The organism is Priestia megaterium, assembly GCF_046599315.1.
Taxonomy (GTDB): Bacteria; Bacillota; Bacilli; order Bacillales; family Bacillaceae_H; genus Priestia; species Priestia megaterium_F.
In genome coordinates this window covers 81495-98686 of the sequence record NZ_JBKIKC010000003.1, presented here as the reverse complement: position 1 = coordinate 98686, position 17192 = coordinate 81495, and the positions used below count along the sequence as shown (strand labels likewise).

The 17192-nt window shown below is 36.9% G+C and carries 16 protein-coding genes; 9 read left to right on the top strand and 7 right to left on the bottom strand.

What is annotated here, in order from left to right; translation table 11 throughout:
* Positions 1-16 precede the first annotated feature (16 nt).
* The 3 genes from ACLHDF_RS11530 to ACLHDF_RS11520 all read right to left on the bottom strand — a co-directional run bounded on the left by ACLHDF_RS11530 (position 17) and on the right by ACLHDF_RS11520 (position 1481).
* Positions 17-388, bottom strand: coding sequence for a DUF423 domain-containing protein (locus ACLHDF_RS11530; protein ID WP_013059856.1), 372 nt, complete (start codon positions 386-388; stop codon positions 17-19).
* 15 nt (positions 389-403) lie between these two features.
* Positions 404-703 (bottom strand): YwdI family protein, encoded by a 300-nt coding sequence (locus ACLHDF_RS11525; RefSeq protein ID WP_413918986.1) that lies wholly within the window; start codon positions 701-703, stop codon positions 404-406.
* A 103-nt stretch (positions 704-806) separates the two neighbouring features.
* Positions 807-1481 (bottom strand): uracil-DNA glycosylase, encoded by a 675-nt coding sequence (locus ACLHDF_RS11520; RefSeq protein WP_413918985.1) that lies wholly within the window; start codon positions 1479-1481, stop codon positions 807-809.
* A 177-nt stretch (positions 1482-1658) separates the two neighbouring features.
* Here ACLHDF_RS11520 and ACLHDF_RS11515 point away from each other — a divergent pair, with 177 nt between their 5' ends.
* Both ACLHDF_RS11515 and zwf read left to right on the top strand, forming a co-directional pair.
* The gene (locus tag ACLHDF_RS11515; protein WP_413918984.1) at positions 1659-2105 is read left to right on the top strand and encodes a staygreen family protein; all 447 of its coding nucleotides are present in this window, start codon (positions 1659-1661) and stop codon (positions 2103-2105) included.
* A 305-nt stretch (positions 2106-2410) separates the two neighbouring features.
* Complete coding sequence (gene zwf, locus ACLHDF_RS11510; protein ID WP_413918983.1) at positions 2411-3913, top strand: glucose-6-phosphate dehydrogenase; 1503 nt, start codon at positions 2411-2413, stop codon at positions 3911-3913.
* Positions 3914-3960: 47 nt separating this feature from the next.
* On the opposite strand, the gene gndA is transcribed toward zwf, so the two are convergent.
* Complete coding sequence (gndA, locus tag ACLHDF_RS11505) at positions 3961-5373, bottom strand: NADP-dependent phosphogluconate dehydrogenase (RefSeq protein WP_013059861.1); 1413 nt, start codon at positions 5371-5373, stop codon at positions 3961-3963.
* A gap of 395 nt (positions 5374-5768) precedes the next feature.
* Here gndA and ACLHDF_RS11500 point away from each other — a divergent pair, with 395 nt between their 5' ends.
* Together ACLHDF_RS11500 and ald are read left to right on the top strand one after the other, a co-directional pair.
* Complete coding sequence (locus ACLHDF_RS11500; RefSeq protein WP_413918982.1) at positions 5769-7004, top strand: PucR family transcriptional regulator; 1236 nt, start codon at positions 5769-5771, stop codon at positions 7002-7004.
* A 253-nt stretch (positions 7005-7257) separates the two neighbouring features.
* Entirely contained in the window at positions 7258-8391 is a 1134-nt protein-coding gene (ald, locus tag ACLHDF_RS11495) for an alanine dehydrogenase (RefSeq protein WP_413918981.1), read from the top strand.
* A gap of 63 nt (positions 8392-8454) precedes the next feature.
* Here ald and ACLHDF_RS11490 read toward each other — a convergent pair whose 3' ends face one another.
* Positions 8455-9246 carry a hypothetical protein gene (locus ACLHDF_RS11490; protein WP_413918980.1) on the bottom strand — a complete coding sequence of 264 codons (792 nt, stop codon included), beginning with the start codon at positions 9244-9246 and terminating at the stop codon, positions 8455-8457.
* Between the two features lie 391 nt (positions 9247-9637).
* On the opposite strand from ACLHDF_RS11490, the gene pdxK reads away from it, so the two are divergent.
* Entirely contained in the window at positions 9638-10462 is an 825-nt protein-coding gene (gene pdxK / locus ACLHDF_RS11485) for a pyridoxine/pyridoxal/pyridoxamine kinase (protein ID WP_413918979.1), read from the top strand.
* Between the two features lie 33 nt (positions 10463-10495).
* Here pdxK and ACLHDF_RS11480 read toward each other — a convergent pair whose 3' ends face one another.
* Together ACLHDF_RS11480 and pgmB are read right to left on the bottom strand one after the other, a co-directional pair.
* A complete protein-coding gene (locus ACLHDF_RS11480; RefSeq protein ID WP_413918978.1) occupies positions 10496-11365 on the bottom strand; it encodes a Cof-type HAD-IIB family hydrolase in 870 nt (289 codons plus the stop codon).
* Positions 11366-11477: 112 nt separating this feature from the next.
* Positions 11478-12161, bottom strand: a complete 684-nt coding sequence (pgmB, locus tag ACLHDF_RS11475; protein ID WP_413918977.1) for a beta-phosphoglucomutase — start codon at positions 12159-12161, stop codon at positions 11478-11480.
* 275 nt (positions 12162-12436) lie between these two features.
* On the opposite strand from pgmB, the gene ACLHDF_RS11470 reads away from it, so the two are divergent.
* The 4 genes from ACLHDF_RS11470 to ACLHDF_RS11455 all read left to right on the top strand — a co-directional run bounded on the left by ACLHDF_RS11470 (position 12437) and on the right by ACLHDF_RS11455 (position 17190).
* Positions 12437-14074 (top strand): PTS transporter subunit IIBC, encoded by a 1638-nt coding sequence (locus ACLHDF_RS11470; RefSeq protein ID WP_413918976.1) that lies wholly within the window; start codon positions 12437-12439, stop codon positions 14072-14074.
* Positions 14075-14078: 4 nt separating this feature from the next.
* Complete coding sequence (locus tag ACLHDF_RS11465) at positions 14079-14864, top strand: endonuclease/exonuclease/phosphatase family protein (RefSeq protein ID WP_413918975.1); 786 nt, start codon at positions 14079-14081, stop codon at positions 14862-14864.
* Positions 14865-15154: 290 nt separating this feature from the next.
* Positions 15155-16255: a glycosyltransferase family 4 protein gene (locus ACLHDF_RS11460; RefSeq protein ID WP_413918974.1), complete on the top strand. Its 1101-nt coding sequence runs from the start codon at positions 15155-15157 to the stop codon at positions 16253-16255.
* A complete protein-coding gene (locus ACLHDF_RS11455; RefSeq protein ID WP_413918973.1) occupies positions 16252-17190 on the top strand; it encodes a glycosyltransferase family 2 protein in 939 nt (312 codons plus the stop codon). Before ACLHDF_RS11460 ends, ACLHDF_RS11455 begins: the two co-directional genes overlap by 4 nt.
* Positions 17191-17192: the final 2 nt, after the last annotated feature.

Here is a 17192-nt window from a genome sequence, read left to right as displayed (position 1 = left end):
CTTTTCAGGGGTTTTTTTATAGCCATTTTACAGCTGCAACAACAATTAAAATCCAAGCCACAATAAACGCAACTCCACCTAGCGGAGTAATCGCGCCAAGCACTTTAATACCGGACGTACTTAATACATAGAGACTGCCTGAAAACAGCACAATCCCTGCAAACATAATCCAGCCCGAAGCTGTTAGCAAAGAAGATTGAGGGAATTTGCTTAATAGAAATGCAATGACAAACAGCCCCATTGCATGGAACATTTGGTACTGCACTCCCGTTTTCCATACCTCTAAATACTTCTCTGAGATTTTTCCTTCTAATCCGTGCGCTCCAAAAGCACCAAGAGCAACCGCTAACATTGCATTAATTGCACCAATTATTAAAAATAGTTTCATCTTTTTCTCCTCGCTTTAGAAATCAAACAAACTATCGCCGTTTGCATCATCTGATTTCAATTTCGTTCCCTCAAAATTGGGTTTGGATGACTGAATAATCTGTTGCTGCACAATCTCAGGTGAAGACATTACAACAGGTTTTGAAACCAAGACGGGTTTCGATACTGTAACCTCTCCATTTTGATCTAATGCAAGCTCACACAGTGCTTTTATTGCAACCAATTGATCTCGAACGCTCGCATTATTCGAATGCTGCTTTGCTTTTTCTACTTCTGCACCAATTTTATCAAGGAGCTGCGCCATTTTTATATCCATGTAGACACCTCATCTTACATTCAATATGACTTTATAAAGCTATTTTATCAAAAGATGAAATAGGAGGCTATGTCTGAAGCTAATCTTCATGAAATGCTCACTTTTACACATCGTTAATTTGCCAATCAATGGCTTGACGTCCGTGTTCAAGCAAAAACTCATTTGCTCGTTGAAAGTGATTGTTGCCGAAAAAGCCTCGATTAGCTGAAAATGGGCTAGGGTGCGGGCTTTCTAAAATTAAATGGTGCGAATGATGAATCAGCTCTTTTTTAGCTTGTGCATGTTTCCCCCACAGCAAAAACACGACTGGTTCCTCTTTTTGTGCCACTAATTCAATAATGCGGTCCGTCAGCTGTTCCCACCCTTTTCCTTTGTGAGAGTTCGCTTCTCCTCTTCTCACCGTTAAAACAGTGTTAAGCAAAAGAACACCTTGCTCTGCCCATTTAACTAAATAACCATTATTCGGAATTTGATAATCCATTTCATTTTTCAGCTCTTTGTAAATATTCACTAAAGAAGGCGGTGTTTTTACTCCTGGCTGAACAGAGAAGCTCAGTCCATGTGCTTGATTTGGCCCATGATAAGGATCTTGTCCCAATATGACCACTTTTACATTTTTATAATCTGTATAGTGTAAAGCGTTAAAAATATCATATTTATCAGGGTAAATGGTGTGGTGATTATATTCATCCACTAAAAATTCTCGAAGCTTTATGTAATAGTCTTTTTGGAATTCTTCTTCTAATAAAGGAGCCCAGTCGTTTTTTAAAATACTCATTGCTTATCACCTCATAATAATCTTTTTTGTTATTTTATCGTAAAATCTGCCCCTTGCTCAAACGTTGCCTGATTCGAATAGGCTGAGAGCCTGGGCATATTTTAATATTGTCATGTTCAATGAAACTTTGTATACACTTATAAAGAGTGTATTTTTATATAAAAGGAGGGATTCCACATGATAATCAGCAATCCCCACCAAATAGACGTAACCTACAGCCTGGGTGTTACACCCGTCGAACCAATGATACCAAGAAAATACACCGTTTCCCCAGGTCGACAGACTCCTGTTACTTCCATTCAAATCGGCATTGAATTTGCCTATGATCATATGCAAAAAGAGCGGAACGAATATTTAGCATCCTTTGTCTTCGATAAAGGTTTTTACTCCCTTACTATGTATTACTACATCGGTGCACATACATCAAAAGACGAAACCATTACACGCTACCTTCAATTTTTAGAACAGCTCCCTGTTATCCTATCGTCCATCTATTACGCTGATGCTTCTTTTTTCGAAAAACATCCACTTTTAATGCATTGTCCTATTTTTATCGTCGCTGATAGCCCTGACCTACCGTTTTCAACCAAAAAATCTATCGGTTCCTTGTATCAATATAAATAAATGAGAAAAGCTACTGTTAAAATAACAGTAGCTTTTTCTCAGTATTCGAAACAAAATACTTTTAAACTTATTAAAAACATGGAATAATAACTACAAATTGTTTTAATCTATTTGCGTTAACCCTTTAAAATCGTTACAATTTATTAGTAGTTCTATACATAAAGGAAAAGGTAAACAAGCAATCATTCGTTTGTTTATAAAGGCCGAGTTTAACGGGCAATGAATCCCCAGATTTCATTTAAGTGTTGTCTGTTAAAGCGGAAAAAAATTGAACGTAACTACGACAAAGTGAGGTCCTAGAAGTAATGACAAATGTACAACCAAAATCCATTATCGTAATTTTTGGCGCTACAGGTGATTTAGCAAAACGTAAGTTATTCCCCTCTATTTTCCGCTTATATAAAGCGAACAAACTATCGGAAGATTTCGCTGTTGTTGGTGTCGCAAGAAGACCTTGGACTAATGACGAATTACGCGAAAATGTAAAAAAATCAGTGAGCAGTTTCAAAAACAGTGAAGCTGACATTGAAAAGTTTGCTTCACATTTTTATTACCAACCGTTTGACGTAACAGATGTCGCTTCTTATCAAGAATTAAAAAGCCTAACAGAAAGCCTTGATGAGCAATACAACGTGCCTGGAAATCGTATTTTCTATCTAGCAATGGCACCTGAATTTTTCGGAACAATTGCTTCGAATTTAAAAAATGAAGGTTTAACACAAACAGATGGCTGGAGTCGCCTAGTCATTGAAAAGCCGTTTGGCCATGATTATCCTTCTGCTAAAGAATTAAATGAACAAATTCGCCATGCATTTAAGGAAGATCAAATTTATCGTATCGACCACTATCTCGGTAAAGAAATGGTGCAAAATATCGAAGTTATCCGCTTTGCAAATGCTCTATTTGAACCGATGTGGAACAACCAATATATTTCAAATATCCAAATTACATCTAGCGAGACGCTTGGTGTAGAAGACCGCGGCCGTTACTATGAATCTTCAGGGGCCCTTCGAGATATGGTACAAAACCATATGCTTCAAATGGTTGCCTTGCTTGCAATGGAACCACCAATTAAATTAACACCGGAAGAAATTCGCAGTGAAAAAGTAAAAGTATTGCGTGCCCTTCGCTCTTTATCAGTAGATGAAGTAGATGATTATTTTGTACGAGGCCAATACGGCAAAGGTGTACTTGAAGGAGAAGAAGTTATCGGTTATCGCGAAGGAAACTCGGTTGATCCTGAGTCTAATACAGCTACATTTGTATCTGGTAAGCTTATGATTGATAACTTCAGATGGGCTGGGGTACCGATTTATATCCGTACAGGTAAACGTATGAAAGAAAAAGCAACGACAATTGTTGTACAGTTCAAAGATTTACCAATGAACCTATACTTCAATAAAGATAAAGAAATTCATCCAAACTTGCTTGTCATTCATATCCAACCGGAAGAAGGCATTACGCTTCACTTAAACGCGCGTAAAACGCCAGGTGCAACATCATCTACACCAATTAACTTGAACTATTGCAATAATTGTGGAGATAAAATGAATACACCGGAAGCTTATGAACGCCTTATTTACGATTGCATGCTTGGAGATGCAACGAACTTTACTCACTGGGATGAAGTAGCCCTTTCTTGGAAGTTTGTTGATACCATTTCAGAAGCATGGGAAAGCAAAAAAGCACAAAACTTCCCGAACTACGAATCAGGTTCAATGGGCCCAAAAGAATCGGATGCATTACTTGCTGAAGACGGTTTCCACTGGTGGCCAGTCGGTGAAGACAACTTCTCACCTAAAGAGTGAATAAAAAAAGCAGCTGTAGTATACAGCTGCTTTTCTTGTTTTTTATTTTATTTTAACCACTCAGTGTGGAATACTCCCTCTTTGTCAACACGTTGATAGGTGTGGGCTCCAAAGTAGTCACGCTGTGCTTGTAAAAGGTTCGCTGGTAGCGTTTCTGTACGGTAGCTATCATAGTAAGCTAATGCACTTGAGAAACTTGGTACAGGAATACCTTGTTTAACCGCAATTGAAATAACTTCACGAAGAGCCGACTGATAGCCTTCTACGATATCCTTGAAGTATGGATCTAACAATAAGTTTGTTAAATCTGCATCGCGATCGTAAGCTTCTTTAATTTTTTGTAAGAATTGTGCACGGATGATACAACCACCACGGAAGATCATTGCAATATCACCGTACTGTAAATTCCAGTCATATTCTTCAGACGCTGCTTTCATTTGAGCAAACCCTTGCGCATATGAACAAATTTTACTCATGTACAATGCTTTACGGATTGCTTCTACTAATTCGGTTTTATCGCCTTCAAATGCAGCTGCATTTGGACCGCTTAATACTTTGCTTGCTTTTACACGTTCTTCTTTCATAGCTGAAATAAAGCGCGCAAATACAGATTCCGTAATGATCGGTAGTGGTACACCTAAATCAAGTGCACTTTGGCTTGTCCATTTACCTGTACCCTTTTGACCTGCAGTATCTAAAATAACATCTACAAGTGCTTTACCTGTTTCTTCATCTTTTTTCGTAAAGATATCAGCTGTGATTTCAATCAAGTAGCTATCTAGCTCGCCTTTATTCCACTCAGCAAATACTTCATGTAATTCATCTGTTTCTAAGCCTAATACGTTTTTCATAATGAAGTATGCTTCACAAATTAACTGCATATCGCCATACTCAATGCCGTTATGAACCATTTTCACGTAGTGACCTGCGCCATTTGGTCCAATGTATGTGCAGCAATCATCGCCTTCAACTTTCGCTGAAATAGCTGTTAAGATTGGTTTTACAAGTTCATATGCTTCTTTTTGTCCGCCAGGCATGATTGAAGGTCCTTTTAATGCACCTTCTTCTCCGCCGGATACGCCTGTACCGATGAAATGGATACCTAATTCTTCTAGCTCTTTGTTACGACGAATTGTATCCTGGAAGAATGTATTTCCGCCATCGATTAAAATGTCGCCTTTTTCTAAGTATGGTTTTAACGAATCAATTGTTGCATCTGTAGCAGCACCAGCTTTAACCATTAATAAAATTTTACGCGGCTTTTCAAGAGAATTAATAAACTCTTCCACACTGTATGTACCTGCAAAATTTTTACCTTCTGCTTCTGTTTTTAGAAACTCTTCTGTCTTTTCAGGAGAGCGGTTATAAACTGAAACAGAATAGCCTCTGCTCTCAATGTTTAGCGCCAAGTTTTTCCCCATAACCGCTAAACCGATAACACCGATTTGTTGTTTTGCCATGTTAAATTCTTCCCTTCATGTGTAATATGAATTGGTCAACCTAATCGTAACTGAACATATCATAAAGAAAGTTACAGATTCAAGTTTGATATAACCATAATCATACGTTTTATTATACACATTTGAAAAGAATCATGCTCACCGAACATTGATTATTTTGAAGAAAATTTCGATAAAATAAGTGAAATGAATGCAGTTACTAGTCCTCTGCACCTTCTTGACTACCGTTAAACGCATTTTAACATTTTCTTAAACAATTACTTTTGTTAAAATATTAAGCAGTTAATCATTTCAATAAATTGATGATCAACACGGTTGTTACCGTTTCACTATATTCACTGTAGCTAAAAAACTGCACTAGTACTTATTTTGTTTTATGAAGAGGGATTTTATATATGACGAAACCAATCAAAGATCCGTTCAAAGAAAATTTTGATACGCTTGAAGAATTCGCTGATCGCATTAGCGAGGTATTACACTGCCCTATTACGATTGAGGATGCCAATCATCGCTTATTAGCTTATAGCACCCATGACGAGAGAACGGACCAAGCGCGTATTGCTACGATTATTGGAAGAAGAGTTCCGGAAAAAGTCATCAACAACTTATGGAAAGAAGGCATTATTCCCAAATTGCTTGAGACGAATGAACCTGTGCGTGTGAAAAATATTCATGAAATCGGGCTCGGAGATCGTATAGCTATTTCTATCTGGAAAAACGATGAGGTTTTAGGATTCATTTGGGCTGTGGAAATTGAAAGAGCTTTGGGCGACGAAGAAGTAGAGCTATTAAAAAAAGCGGCGAATGTATTAAAAAACAAATTGTTACAACTTCAAATTCGAAAATATAAACGCGAAGAACGCTCACAGGAATTCTTCTGGAAATTGTTAACTGGCCACATTAAGTCTCGCCAAGAGATTTCAGAAGCGTTTTATGAAGCTCAAATTACGGCTCCATCAACGTTTTCCATTGCTATTTTCCGCTTCCAAGAAGATATTACACCAGAAGCTGAACGCCAAATCTCATATATGTTAAAAACAATGCACCGTTTGAAAATTGTTCTTTATACGATTGATTGCAATGATTTAATCTTACTGCTTTCTTTAGATGCGGTTGAAAATCCTCTTGGTGAACAGCGAGATTTTGTGGACTACTTTAGAGGCAATATGTATGAACGCTTTGATGTTACTCAAATTAAAGCCAGCTGCAGTAGTATTTATTCATCTCACGATCACATCGAAAAAAGTTATAAAGAAGCCTTGAACGTATTAGATATGAAAAGTAAGTTTCCAGAAGAAACAAAAGAGATTATTAACTATCAAGAATTGGGTATTTATCAATTTCTTGATGTTATTTTAGAAAAGCGCGTACAAGATCAATTTGAAAATCATTCTTTAAAAAAGCTAACTGATTACGACCTTCGTCATAATAGCAATTTGGTGGAGACTCTCGAAGTATTTTTAAATAATGATAACAACATTAACGAAGCAGCAAAAGAATTAAATGTGCATATGAATACACTTAGCTATCGATTAAAGCGAATTTCAGAGATTGGTGATATTAACTTAAAAGATGTTAATCAAAAAATGACTCTTTATATTGATATTAAATTAATGAAATATAAAAAATAACAAACAATGTCATATTTTTTAACAGAGAGCTATTCGATTTATCTCCTGATAAACGAATAGCTCTTTTTTTATTTTTCATTTCTTTTCCTATGTTAGATAACCTCACATAAAAATTAAAAATTCTGATAAGTAAGCGGTTTCATTTGTGTGTTTAGACAAAAACTACTTCTTCAATTCTTCTTTCTAGACAAAGAAATTTCACAAAACTTTCTTTATACTAAAGGTACACAAACGACCAAGGGGGAAATTAATCATGATTATTGGCGTACCAAAAGAAATCAAAAACAACGAAAACCGAGTAGCGATTACACCAGCAGGCGTAGCATCATTTGTTGGTACAGGTCATCGTGTATTAATTGAAAATGAAGCGGGTATTGGAAGTAACTTCACAAACGAAGATTATGTAAAAGCCGGAGCTGAAATTGTTGAGACAGCAGCTGACGTTTGGGCACAAGCTGAAATGGTCATGAAAGTAAAAGAACCATTAGCAAGTGAATACGGCTATTTTAGACCAGGTCTTATCTTATTCACATACCTTCACTTAGCAGCTGAACCAGCACTTGCGAAGGCCTTAAAAGATAGCGGCGTGACAGCCATTGCTTATGAAACAGTAGCAGTAAATCGTACATTGCCTCTATTAACACCTATGAGTGAAGTAGCAGGTCGTATGGCTGCTCAAATCGGTGCTCAATTCCTTCAAAAATCAAATGGTGGAAAAGGAATTTTACTAGCTGGTGTTCCTGGAGTTAGCCGCGGTAAAGTAACGATTATCGGAGGCGGCGGTGTTGGTACAAATGCTGCGAAAATTGCAATCGGCCTTGGTGCTGATGTAACAATTATTGATTTAAGTCCTGAGCGCCTACGTCAATTAGACGATATCTTTGGTAACCAAATTAATACATTAGTGTCAAATCCTTATAACATCGCGGATGCAGTAGCAGATTCGGACTTAGTGATTGGTGCAGTATTAATCCCAGGTGCAAAAGCTCCAAAACTAGTAACAGAAGAAATGGTTAAAACAATGAAGCCAGGTTCTGTTATTGTTGATGTAGCAATCGACCAAGGCGGTATCGTTGAAACAATCGATCATATTACAACACACGATCAGCCGACTTATGAAAAGCACGGTGTTGTACACTATGCAGTTGCGAACATGCCAGGAGCAGTTCCTCGTACATCAACAATTGCTTTAACAAATGTAACGGTACCTTACGCACTTCAAATTGCTTCTAAAGGTGTTCATAAAGCAATTGCTCAAAACGAAGCGTTAAAATTAGGAGTGAACGTTGCAAACGGAGCTATCACATACGAAGCAGTTGCATACGATTTAGGTTACGATTATGTATCAGTAGATGTAGCTCTTGAAAAAGAATTAGCTTCTATCTAATAGATAGTGAAAAACGTCCTTAACCCTCTGTTAAGGACGTTTTTATTTTCAATAAACAGCAAATCAGCTGTAAAAAACACGGCTATTTAAAGCCTTGTGTATCTGTTCACTGGTAATCTCCGGTACTATTGGCCAAAATTCAGGAGTAGGAAACATAAGGTTACTAGGCGTTCTATTATGGTTTCTATCTAATTCATGAAACGGTTGTGGATCATCTGTCTCGTTAAACCGATTTGTAATAAACATAAAATGACCTAATTCATGTGCAAGGAGATATTCATCTGTACTTGCATTTGTCATAATAACAAGCGGAAAAGAATTATAAGTTACTGCAAGAGTAGATGAATAGTCAAAATTAATAGGCCCAAATCTATTTCCATTCATATAAAATACATATACATCAGCGTTTCGACAAACTTTTCGGCCAGTTTTAAGCATTGCTTGTACCATTGTAAGATGACTAGCTCCTCCAATTGGAAAATTTTCTGCATTATTCACAATACCGCTGACGTTTTTCAAAAAAACAAATGAACGTGTAATAGTAAATGTAACACCTTGGATTAATTGGTTTTGCTTGTATTGTTTCCATATCCTATTAGCAGCCGCTATGTCTCTTTTTACACGATTAGGAACTGTAAACTGATTATCTTTAGGGTTTCTATCAACTTTAGCTCCTGGTAATACAATTACACAAACATTTAAAGTGCCTGTCTTAACAGTTTTGACGTAATCGTTTGTTGAATTCGATTTTATATACCAATCTTTGTAATTTCTCTTTTGAAGTTGTGATTTATCGCAAGAATACGGATCATCTTTATAACTGTCATGATTATAATGTTTTTTTATGTGAATCACCCTTTCTTAAGTTTCTCTTTATTTTATTCATTAAGAAAAAGAGTGTTTGTACAATAAGGTAAAAAACCTTTTAATAAAAGACTTTTTACCATACGATTACTTGTTGAGGTGGTTACGTTAAGTTAATGAAAATTAAACGTTCAGACCACGCTGCATTTCATTTTATTCGTTAACTTTCATTTAACGCATGCTTCACAGTCAGTCATCATAATTCTAAATTACACTTAGGATTCATACAGTTTTTAGAAATTGAATATCTACATTAAAAGCGATAAAATAGAAGAAAAAGTGAATGGAAGAAAGTTATCTAAAACACATTGGGCAGCAAAAACCGAACGGTGGAAGTTTTACTCTATTTTCTCTATGAACTTAAAATACGGGAGGATTTTTTATGACAATGAATAAAGCATTAACCATTGCGGGTTCTGATAGCAGCGGCGGAGCTGGCATTCAAGCGGATTTAAAAACATTCCAAGAACTTGGTGTTTATGGAATGACAGCTTTAACAACAATTGTAACAATGGATCCCGACAACAGCTGGTCTCATAACGTATTTCCACAAGAAGTTTCAACTGTTGAACAGCAGTTGAAAACAATTGTAAAAGGCGTAGGCGTACAAGCTCTAAAAACAGGTATGCTTGGCTCAGTGGAAATTATTGAACTAGCCGCAAAAACAATTGAAGAATATGATTTAAAAAATGTTGTAGTAGATCCCGTGATGGTATGTAAAGGAGAAGACGAAGCACTTCACCCTGAAACAACTGTCAGCCTGCGTGATGTACTGGTTCCAAAAGCAACAGTCGTAACACCTAACTTATTTGAAGCTAGTCAATTAAGCGGACTTGGCCCTATCAAAACGGTTGATCAAATGAAAGAAGCAGCCGTGAAAATTTCTGAACTTGGTGCCAAATATGTATTGATTAAAGGTGGAAGTAAATTAGCACACGAAAAAGCAATCGATTTGCTTTATGATGGAAAGACGTTTGAGATCTTAGAGTCTGAACGTATTGAAACGACATTTACACACGGTGCTGGATGCACATACTCAGCTGCGATTGCCGCTGAATTGGCAAAAGGCAGTGACGTCAAACAAGCTATTTATACTGCAAAAGAGTTTATTACAGAAGCAATTCGTCATTCATTTGCTTTAAATCAATATGTTGGACCAACAAACCACGGTGCATACCGTCGTAAAAAAGAAAAAGTAACAAACTAAAAGCATGCCTAAAGGCATGCTTTTCTATTTTGCTTATTGTTTGACTTTTTCAAGTGCATTTAAGATAGCTTGAGCTACACCATGTTCGTCATTCGTTCCTGTTACTATATGAGCAAACTCTTTAATTTCTTGAGGTGCATTTCCCATCGCTACAGCACGTCCAACTCGCTGAAACATCGATACATCGTTATAATTATCTCCAATAGCCATCGTTTCTTCTAAAGAAATATGGCGCTCTTGAACAAATGATGTAACCGCAATTCCTTTTTGAGCATTTTCATCATTTATTTCAATATTTTCTTTACCTGATGCGCTGACTGCAATAGAATCTAACTTCACTAGCTCTATTCTTGCCTGTTCTAACTTTTCTTCATCAAAAGAGAAAGCAAGTAGCTTGTAAATGTCTTTGTTTGGGTCTTGGAACAACGTTTCATACTCGTCAATAAGCTTTACTCTGCCACTGTTGAAACGCTCTTTTGCTGCTTCTAACGATTTTTCATAATTATCTTTTAAGCTAGCGCTTAAATAAATATCCATTAACACCGACAAAGCTTTTTCATAGTCATTTGAATACGTACCTTCACTTGTATAGACTTCAAAGTACAAGTGAAACTTTTTAAAAATATCCTCTACTTCGCGAATAGATTCCATCGTCATACTTACTGAATATTGTTTTTCCCCTTGTGGATTCCGAAGCTCTGCTCCGTTTGCACAAATTAAATATGTATGAAGTCCTGCTTCTTCTAAAACATAACGGGCTTCCTCGTAAGAACGTCCCGTAGCAACAACAACTTCCACCCCTGCCTTTTGCGCTGTTTTAATCGCTTGTGCATTTTCTTTACTTATAACTTGTTCACTATTTACTAACGTTCCATCCATATCGATCGCAATACATTTAATCATGATGTACCCCTTCCTATGTATCTTTGCTCTCTTATTTTATTCTAGCATATGTTTTTTTGCGCTTTACTACCTGCGTGTAAAAAATTTACTAATTTTTTGTATACGCGCTGTTTTAATCTGTTCCTTTTCTTCCTTTTTCGAAAACCTCTTTAATCGTCTTTAGATGCAAATCAACTGTTGAATATACGTGAAAGTTCACATCCCCTTCTTTTAGGTGCTTACCAACGCCGATAGAGACCATATCGGTTTGATTAATAGCTTTTATACCGGCCTCTCCATCTTCTATCGCCACACATGTATGAGGTTTTACGTTTAGCTGATCAGCAGCTGTCAAAAATATTTCTGGATCGGGTTTTCCCTTCTTTATTTCTTTCACATTCACAATACAATCAAAAAAAGAGCGTATTCCTAACGTATCTACTACGGTATTTGCATTTGAACTAGAAGAAGCAATTCCCATTTTAATACCTTGTTTTTTACAATCTTCTAATAACAATTGTATTCCTGGAAGTAAATAATCCTTTGTCATTTCCTTTATTAACGCTTGATAATACTTATTCTTTTCATAAGCAAGCTGTTCTTTTTTTTCCATTGTCAGACGCACATTACCTTGTGCAGCAATAAGCTCTACAGTTTTTATTCGGCTGATTCCCTGCAGCTGTTGATTCAGTTCTTCAGAAAACGAAACATTAAGTTGATCTGCTATTTTTTTATTTGCTCTATAATATAAATGTACCGTATCTGCAATAACACCGTCTAAATCAAAGATAATCGCTTGTAGTCCTTCTTTTTTCATATTATCCTCCTCTGCACTTGTCTTTATGCCATTACCTGAATGCTTTTATTACATTCCATCATGTTGAAATACCGTTGATATTGTTCACTTTATCATAAAATTTTTTTCACTATTTATAATTCATGAAGAAATTTTTCAAAAAAGAGAAATTACAGTATTGCATTATGAAAGCCCTTTTATTACAATAAGGTTATGCAAACGGTTGCACTGTCTTGAAAATATCGTTTATCAAAAAAATAAAATGAAAACCCATACATAGGGGAAGGGGAAAAACTATGAAAAAGTTCTTTTCATTTGATTTTTGGCAGAAGTTTGGTAAGGCTTTATTAGTAGTAGTAGCGGTTATGCCCGCAGCTGGTATTATGATTTCACTAGGAAAACTAGTTGCAATGACTGGGGGAGACATCACTGCCGTACAAACAATTGCACGAGTGATGGAGGATATAGGATGGGGTATTATTACTAATCTTCACATCTTGTTTGCTGTTGCCATCGGAGGATCTTGGGCCAAAGAACGTGCTGGCGGTGCATTTGCTGCACTTATTGCATTCGTTCTTATTAACCGAATTACAGGAGCCATTTTTGGAGTTAAAACAGAAATGCTCTCAGATTCAAAAACCACGGTTCAATCACTGTTTGGACAAGAGTTAGTTGTAAAAGACTACTTCACATCTATTTTAGGATCTCCCGCTCTTAACATGGGAGTGTTTGTAGGAATTATCGCTGGTTTCTTAGGCGCCAATTTATTCAATAAATACTACAACTATGATAAATTACCTGAAGCCCTTTCGTTTTTTAACGGAAAACGCTTCGTACCATTTGTGGTAATTGGTGGTTCAGTTGTAACGGCACTGCTTTTATCCATTGTATGGCCGTTCATCCAAGGCTCACTAAACAGCTTCGGACAGTGGATTGCAACATCTAGAGATACAGCTCCTATTCTAGCGCCATTTATTTTTGGAGCATTAGAGCGTCTGCTTCTTCCATTTGGTCTTCATCATATGCTGACAGTTCCTATGAACTACACAGAACTAGGTGGAACGTACAAAATTTTAACGGGTTCTGGAGCAGGTTCCACTGTTGCCGGTCAAGATCCTTTATGGCTTGCTTGGATTGCAGATTTAAATAACTTCCGCGCTGCAGGAGATATGGAAAGCTACAGGCAGTTATTACATGACGTTACACCTGCACGCTTTAAAGTAGGACAGATGATTTTATCTTGTGCATCGTTAATTGGAATCGCTTTAGCAATGTATCGCAACGTAGATCCTGACAAACGTTCAAAATATCGTTCAATGTTCTTTTCAGCTGGACTAGCTGTTTTCTTAACAGGCGTAACAGAACCGATTGAATTTATGTTCATGTTCGCCGCACCTCTTTTATACGTGGTATACGCAATTATGACTGGACTGGCTTTTGCGATTGTTGATATTGTTCATGTTCGCGTACACTCATTTGGCGTAATTGAGCTATTAACACGTACGCCTATGATTATTAAAGCTGGACTATGGGCTGACTTAATGAACTTTGTCATCGCCTGCCTTGTATTTTTCGGCTTAAACTTTGGAGTGGCAAACTTCTTAATCAAACGTTTTAACTTCCCAACGCCGGGACGTAATGGAAACTATATCGATGAAGAAACAACTGCAACAAGCAGCAAGCAGGTGAAAAATGATTCGCTTGCCCCTGTCATTATTGAACTGCTTGGCGGAGAAAACAACATTGAAGATGTTGATGCTTGTATGACTCGCTTACGCGTCACGGTAAAAGATATAAATGCCGTTGCAGGAGAAAGTGAGTGGAAACAAAACGGGGCCCTTGGTTTAATCTTGAAAGATAAAGGGGTACAAGCTATTTATGGACCTAAAGCGGATGTTTTGAAATCCGACATTCAAGATTTGTTAGGAGCTTAACAAAATGAAGCTATTAACGTTAAATTGCCACTCTTGGCAAGAGGAAAATCAGCTAGACAAGTTATCTTGTCTAGCTGAAGTAATTAAAAAAGAAAAATATGATGTCATTGCTTTACAGGAAGTAAGCCAAAAAATAGACGCGCCTTATGTATACGACCACATTCGTAGCGATAATTACGCTTGGCTTTTAGTAAAAGAACTGGGTAAACAAGGTGAAGACTATCAATTGGTATGGGATTTATCCCATATAGGCTATGAAGTGTATGAAGAAGGCATTGCCATTTTAACGAAACACCCGGTTATTGAAGAGCATTCATTCTTTGTTTCACACACGTCAAATATTGACTATTGGAAAACGAGAAGAATTGTTGGAGCAACAATCGAATATGAGAAAGAGCTCCTAACGTTTTATTCTTGTCATCTTGGCTGGTGGGATGACGAGGAAGAGCCATTCAAGCAGCAAGTTGATACGCTGCTAGCTCATGTACACAAAGATAACCCGTTTTTCCTGCTGGGAGACTTTAATAATGATGCTCATAGACGAAATGAAGGTTACGACTACCTGTTGAGCCAAGGCCTCTATGATACGTATACTTTATCAAACACAAAAGATAGTGGAATTACGGTTAAAGGTAAAATTGCTGGATGGGATGATAATGAACGTGAGCTGCGCCTTGATTTAATTCTATCGAGTCATGTGCAGGATATTCAGTCATCGGCCGTGGTTTTCAACGACATACATTATCCCGTTGTTTCCGACCATTTTGGGGTAAGCGTTGAAGTGAAATAAGTGACAAAAAGCGAACGGCTAGCGTTCGCTTTTTTCTTATGATTATGATTATGAGAAAATCATCTTCTTTACTACTTTATCTATCGTTTTGGAAGTGTCCGATAAACTTTCGCATTTTAAAAAGTAGGTGTGCTATAATATTGTGATGTTGGCGATATGCAACCCATTTTTGCATGTTTATCAATGAAATCGCTCAACTTAATAGTAAGATGATACATGTAAGCTCTATTTAAATGAACACCCGTTGTCATTATCATAAACTAATAAAGAAAAATAGGTGTGAAACACTCATGAAAATTTTGTTGATTTCAAATATGTATCCTTCTGAACAATTCCCGAGCTATGGTGTATTTGTTCAAAACACTGAAAAAATTTTAGTTCAACATGATATTCAAGTTGATAAAATTGTCATGCAAAAAAAGACAAGCAAATTAAGCAAGCTTTTTAGCTATGCTTCTCATTACGCTAATGTCATTTGGACGGGCTTAACAAAAAACTATGACTATCTTTACGTACATTATGCATCTCATAATGCTCTTCCACTTCTGATTCTCAAAAAGCTAAAGAAGAATGTGAAGATCGTGACAAACGTGCATGGTTCAGATGTTGTACCTGAAGTCGCTTCACAAGAAAAGTATCAGCCTAGAGTAAATGACTTATTGCACCATTCCGCTAAAATCATTACTCCTTCTCCCTACTATAAAGGGCTCGTTGAAGAGAAATATAAGGTTCATAACCCAATCTATATTTTTCCAAGCGGAGGAGTGAATAAAGATTTGTTTCATCCTTATGCAGATAAAAGCAAAGCTTATCAAGAACTAAACTTGGATCCTACTATTCGTTATCTTGGATGTGTAAGTCGCATTGATGTGGGGAAAGGATGGGAATATTACCTGCAAGCAATTGCAAAAGCTGAACAACAAACGCCGACTTCTTACAAATACCTATACGTTGGAAGTGGAAAAGACGAAGCTGCATTTAAGGAAATGATCAAGACTCTAGGGCTAGAGGAAAAAGTCGTCCATTTCCCTCTGCTTCCTCAGTCCTCTCTTGCTTACGTATATAATGCGATTGAAGCATTTGTTTTTCCAACTGTAAGAAAAGGAGAAAGTTTAGGGTTAGTCGGTCTCGAAGCTATGGCTTGTGGAGCACCGGTGATTGGGAGTAAGATTGGTGGTCTAAAAGATTACATTATAGATGGAAAGAATGGCCTATTTTTTGAGCCAAAAAATGTAGACGAGCTGGCTTCACAGCTACAGGTTTTTATTAATCTTCCTGAAAATGTGAAACAGCAAATGTCTCAACAGGCGTTACAAACAGCAAATCGCTACACAGTAGATGCAATTGCTGAACAACTCCCAACAATTTTTTTTGATGAGGTGGAAAAATGAAAGTCGCAGTTTTAATTCCTTGTTATAACGAGGAAGTAACAATTGGAAAAGTAATTGATGATTTCAAACGCGAACTGCCTAGTGCAGATATTTATGTGTACGACAATAATTCAAAAGATCGCACAAGTGAAATTGCACTTGAACACGGCGCAATCGTAAAAAAAGAATTCAAGCAAGGAAAGGGAAATGTTGTACGTTCGATGTTTCAGGAAATTGATGCAGATTGTTATGTCATGGTAGATGGTGATGATACATATCCTGCAGAATTTGTTCATCAATTAATTGAGCCTATTAGGAATCGAGAAGCTAACATGGTCATTGGAGATCGTTTATCAAACGGAACGTATTTCGAAGAAAACAAACGCGCTTTCCACAATTTTGGTAATAACTTAGTACGCTCTTTAATTAACCGCCTATACAAAAGTAACATCAGAGATATCATGACAGGTTATCGTGCGTACGATAAATTATTTGTAAAATCAATCCCTGTAATGAGCCCAGGATTTGAAATTGAAACAGAAATGAGTCTTCACGCGTTAGATAAACGATTCCACCTAAAAGAAATTGCGATCGATTATCGCGATCGACCTGAAGGCAGCGAATCAAAACTTAATACGTTCTCTGATGGATTTAAGGTGTTACGAATGATTTTCACATTATTTAAAGAGTACAAGCCGCTTCAGTTCTTCTCTATTTGGACAGTGTTGTTTATTGTTGCAGGATTAGCTGTGGGCGCTCCAGTACTTTATGAATTTTTTGATACAGGCTTTATTACCAAAGTACCTTCATCTATCTTAGCAACTGGATTAATGGTGTTAGGTGTTTTATCTTTTGTCTGTGGATTAATTCTAGATACAATTGCTTCACTAAATCGCAAGCAATATGAATTAGAACTAAATAAAAAAATTGAACAGATTGAACAAGTAGGAGAATAACA

Excerpts from the sequence above, each read along its gene's own strand:
- zwf (WP_413918983.1), top strand. The coding sequence starts at position 2,411 with ATGACAAATGTACAACCAAAATCCATTATCGTAATTTTTGGCGCTACA.
- pdxK (WP_413918979.1), top strand. The coding sequence starts at position 9,638 with ATGACAATGAATAAAGCATTAACCATTGCGGGTTCTGATAGCAGCGGC.
- ACLHDF_RS11455 (WP_413918973.1), top strand. The coding sequence starts at position 16,252 with ATGAAAGTCGCAGTTTTAATTCCTTGTTATAACGAGGAAGTAACAATT.
- ACLHDF_RS11480 (WP_413918978.1), bottom strand. The coding sequence starts at position 11,365 with ATGATTAAATGTATTGCGATCGATATGGATGGAACGTTAGTAAATAGT.
- gndA (WP_013059861.1), bottom strand. The coding sequence starts at position 5,373 with ATGGCAAAACAACAAATCGGTGTTATCGGTTTAGCGGTTATGGGGAAA.
- ACLHDF_RS11525 (WP_413918986.1), bottom strand. The coding sequence starts at position 703 with ATGGATATAAAAATGGCGCAGCTCCTTGATAAAATTGGTGCAGAAGTA.
- ACLHDF_RS11500 (WP_413918982.1), top strand. The coding sequence starts at position 5,769 with ATGACGAAACCAATCAAAGATCCGTTCAAAGAAAATTTTGATACGCTT.
- ACLHDF_RS11460 (WP_413918974.1), top strand. The coding sequence starts at position 15,155 with ATGAAAATTTTGTTGATTTCAAATATGTATCCTTCTGAACAATTCCCG.
- ald (WP_413918981.1), top strand. The coding sequence starts at position 7,258 with ATGATTATTGGCGTACCAAAAGAAATCAAAAACAACGAAAACCGAGTA.
- ACLHDF_RS11470 (WP_413918976.1), top strand. The coding sequence starts at position 12,437 with ATGAAAAAGTTCTTTTCATTTGATTTTTGGCAGAAGTTTGGTAAGGCT.
- ACLHDF_RS11465 (WP_413918975.1), top strand. The coding sequence starts at position 14,079 with ATGAAGCTATTAACGTTAAATTGCCACTCTTGGCAAGAGGAAAATCAG.
- ACLHDF_RS11515 (WP_413918984.1), top strand. The coding sequence starts at position 1,659 with ATGATAATCAGCAATCCCCACCAAATAGACGTAACCTACAGCCTGGGT.
- ACLHDF_RS11530 (WP_013059856.1), bottom strand. The coding sequence starts at position 388 with ATGAAACTATTTTTAATAATTGGTGCAATTAATGCAATGTTAGCGGTT.
- pgmB (WP_413918977.1), bottom strand. The coding sequence starts at position 12,161 with ATGAAAAAAGAAGGACTACAAGCGATTATCTTTGATTTAGACGGTGTT.
- ACLHDF_RS11520 (WP_413918985.1), bottom strand. The coding sequence starts at position 1,481 with ATGAGTATTTTAAAAAACGACTGGGCTCCTTTATTAGAAGAAGAATTC.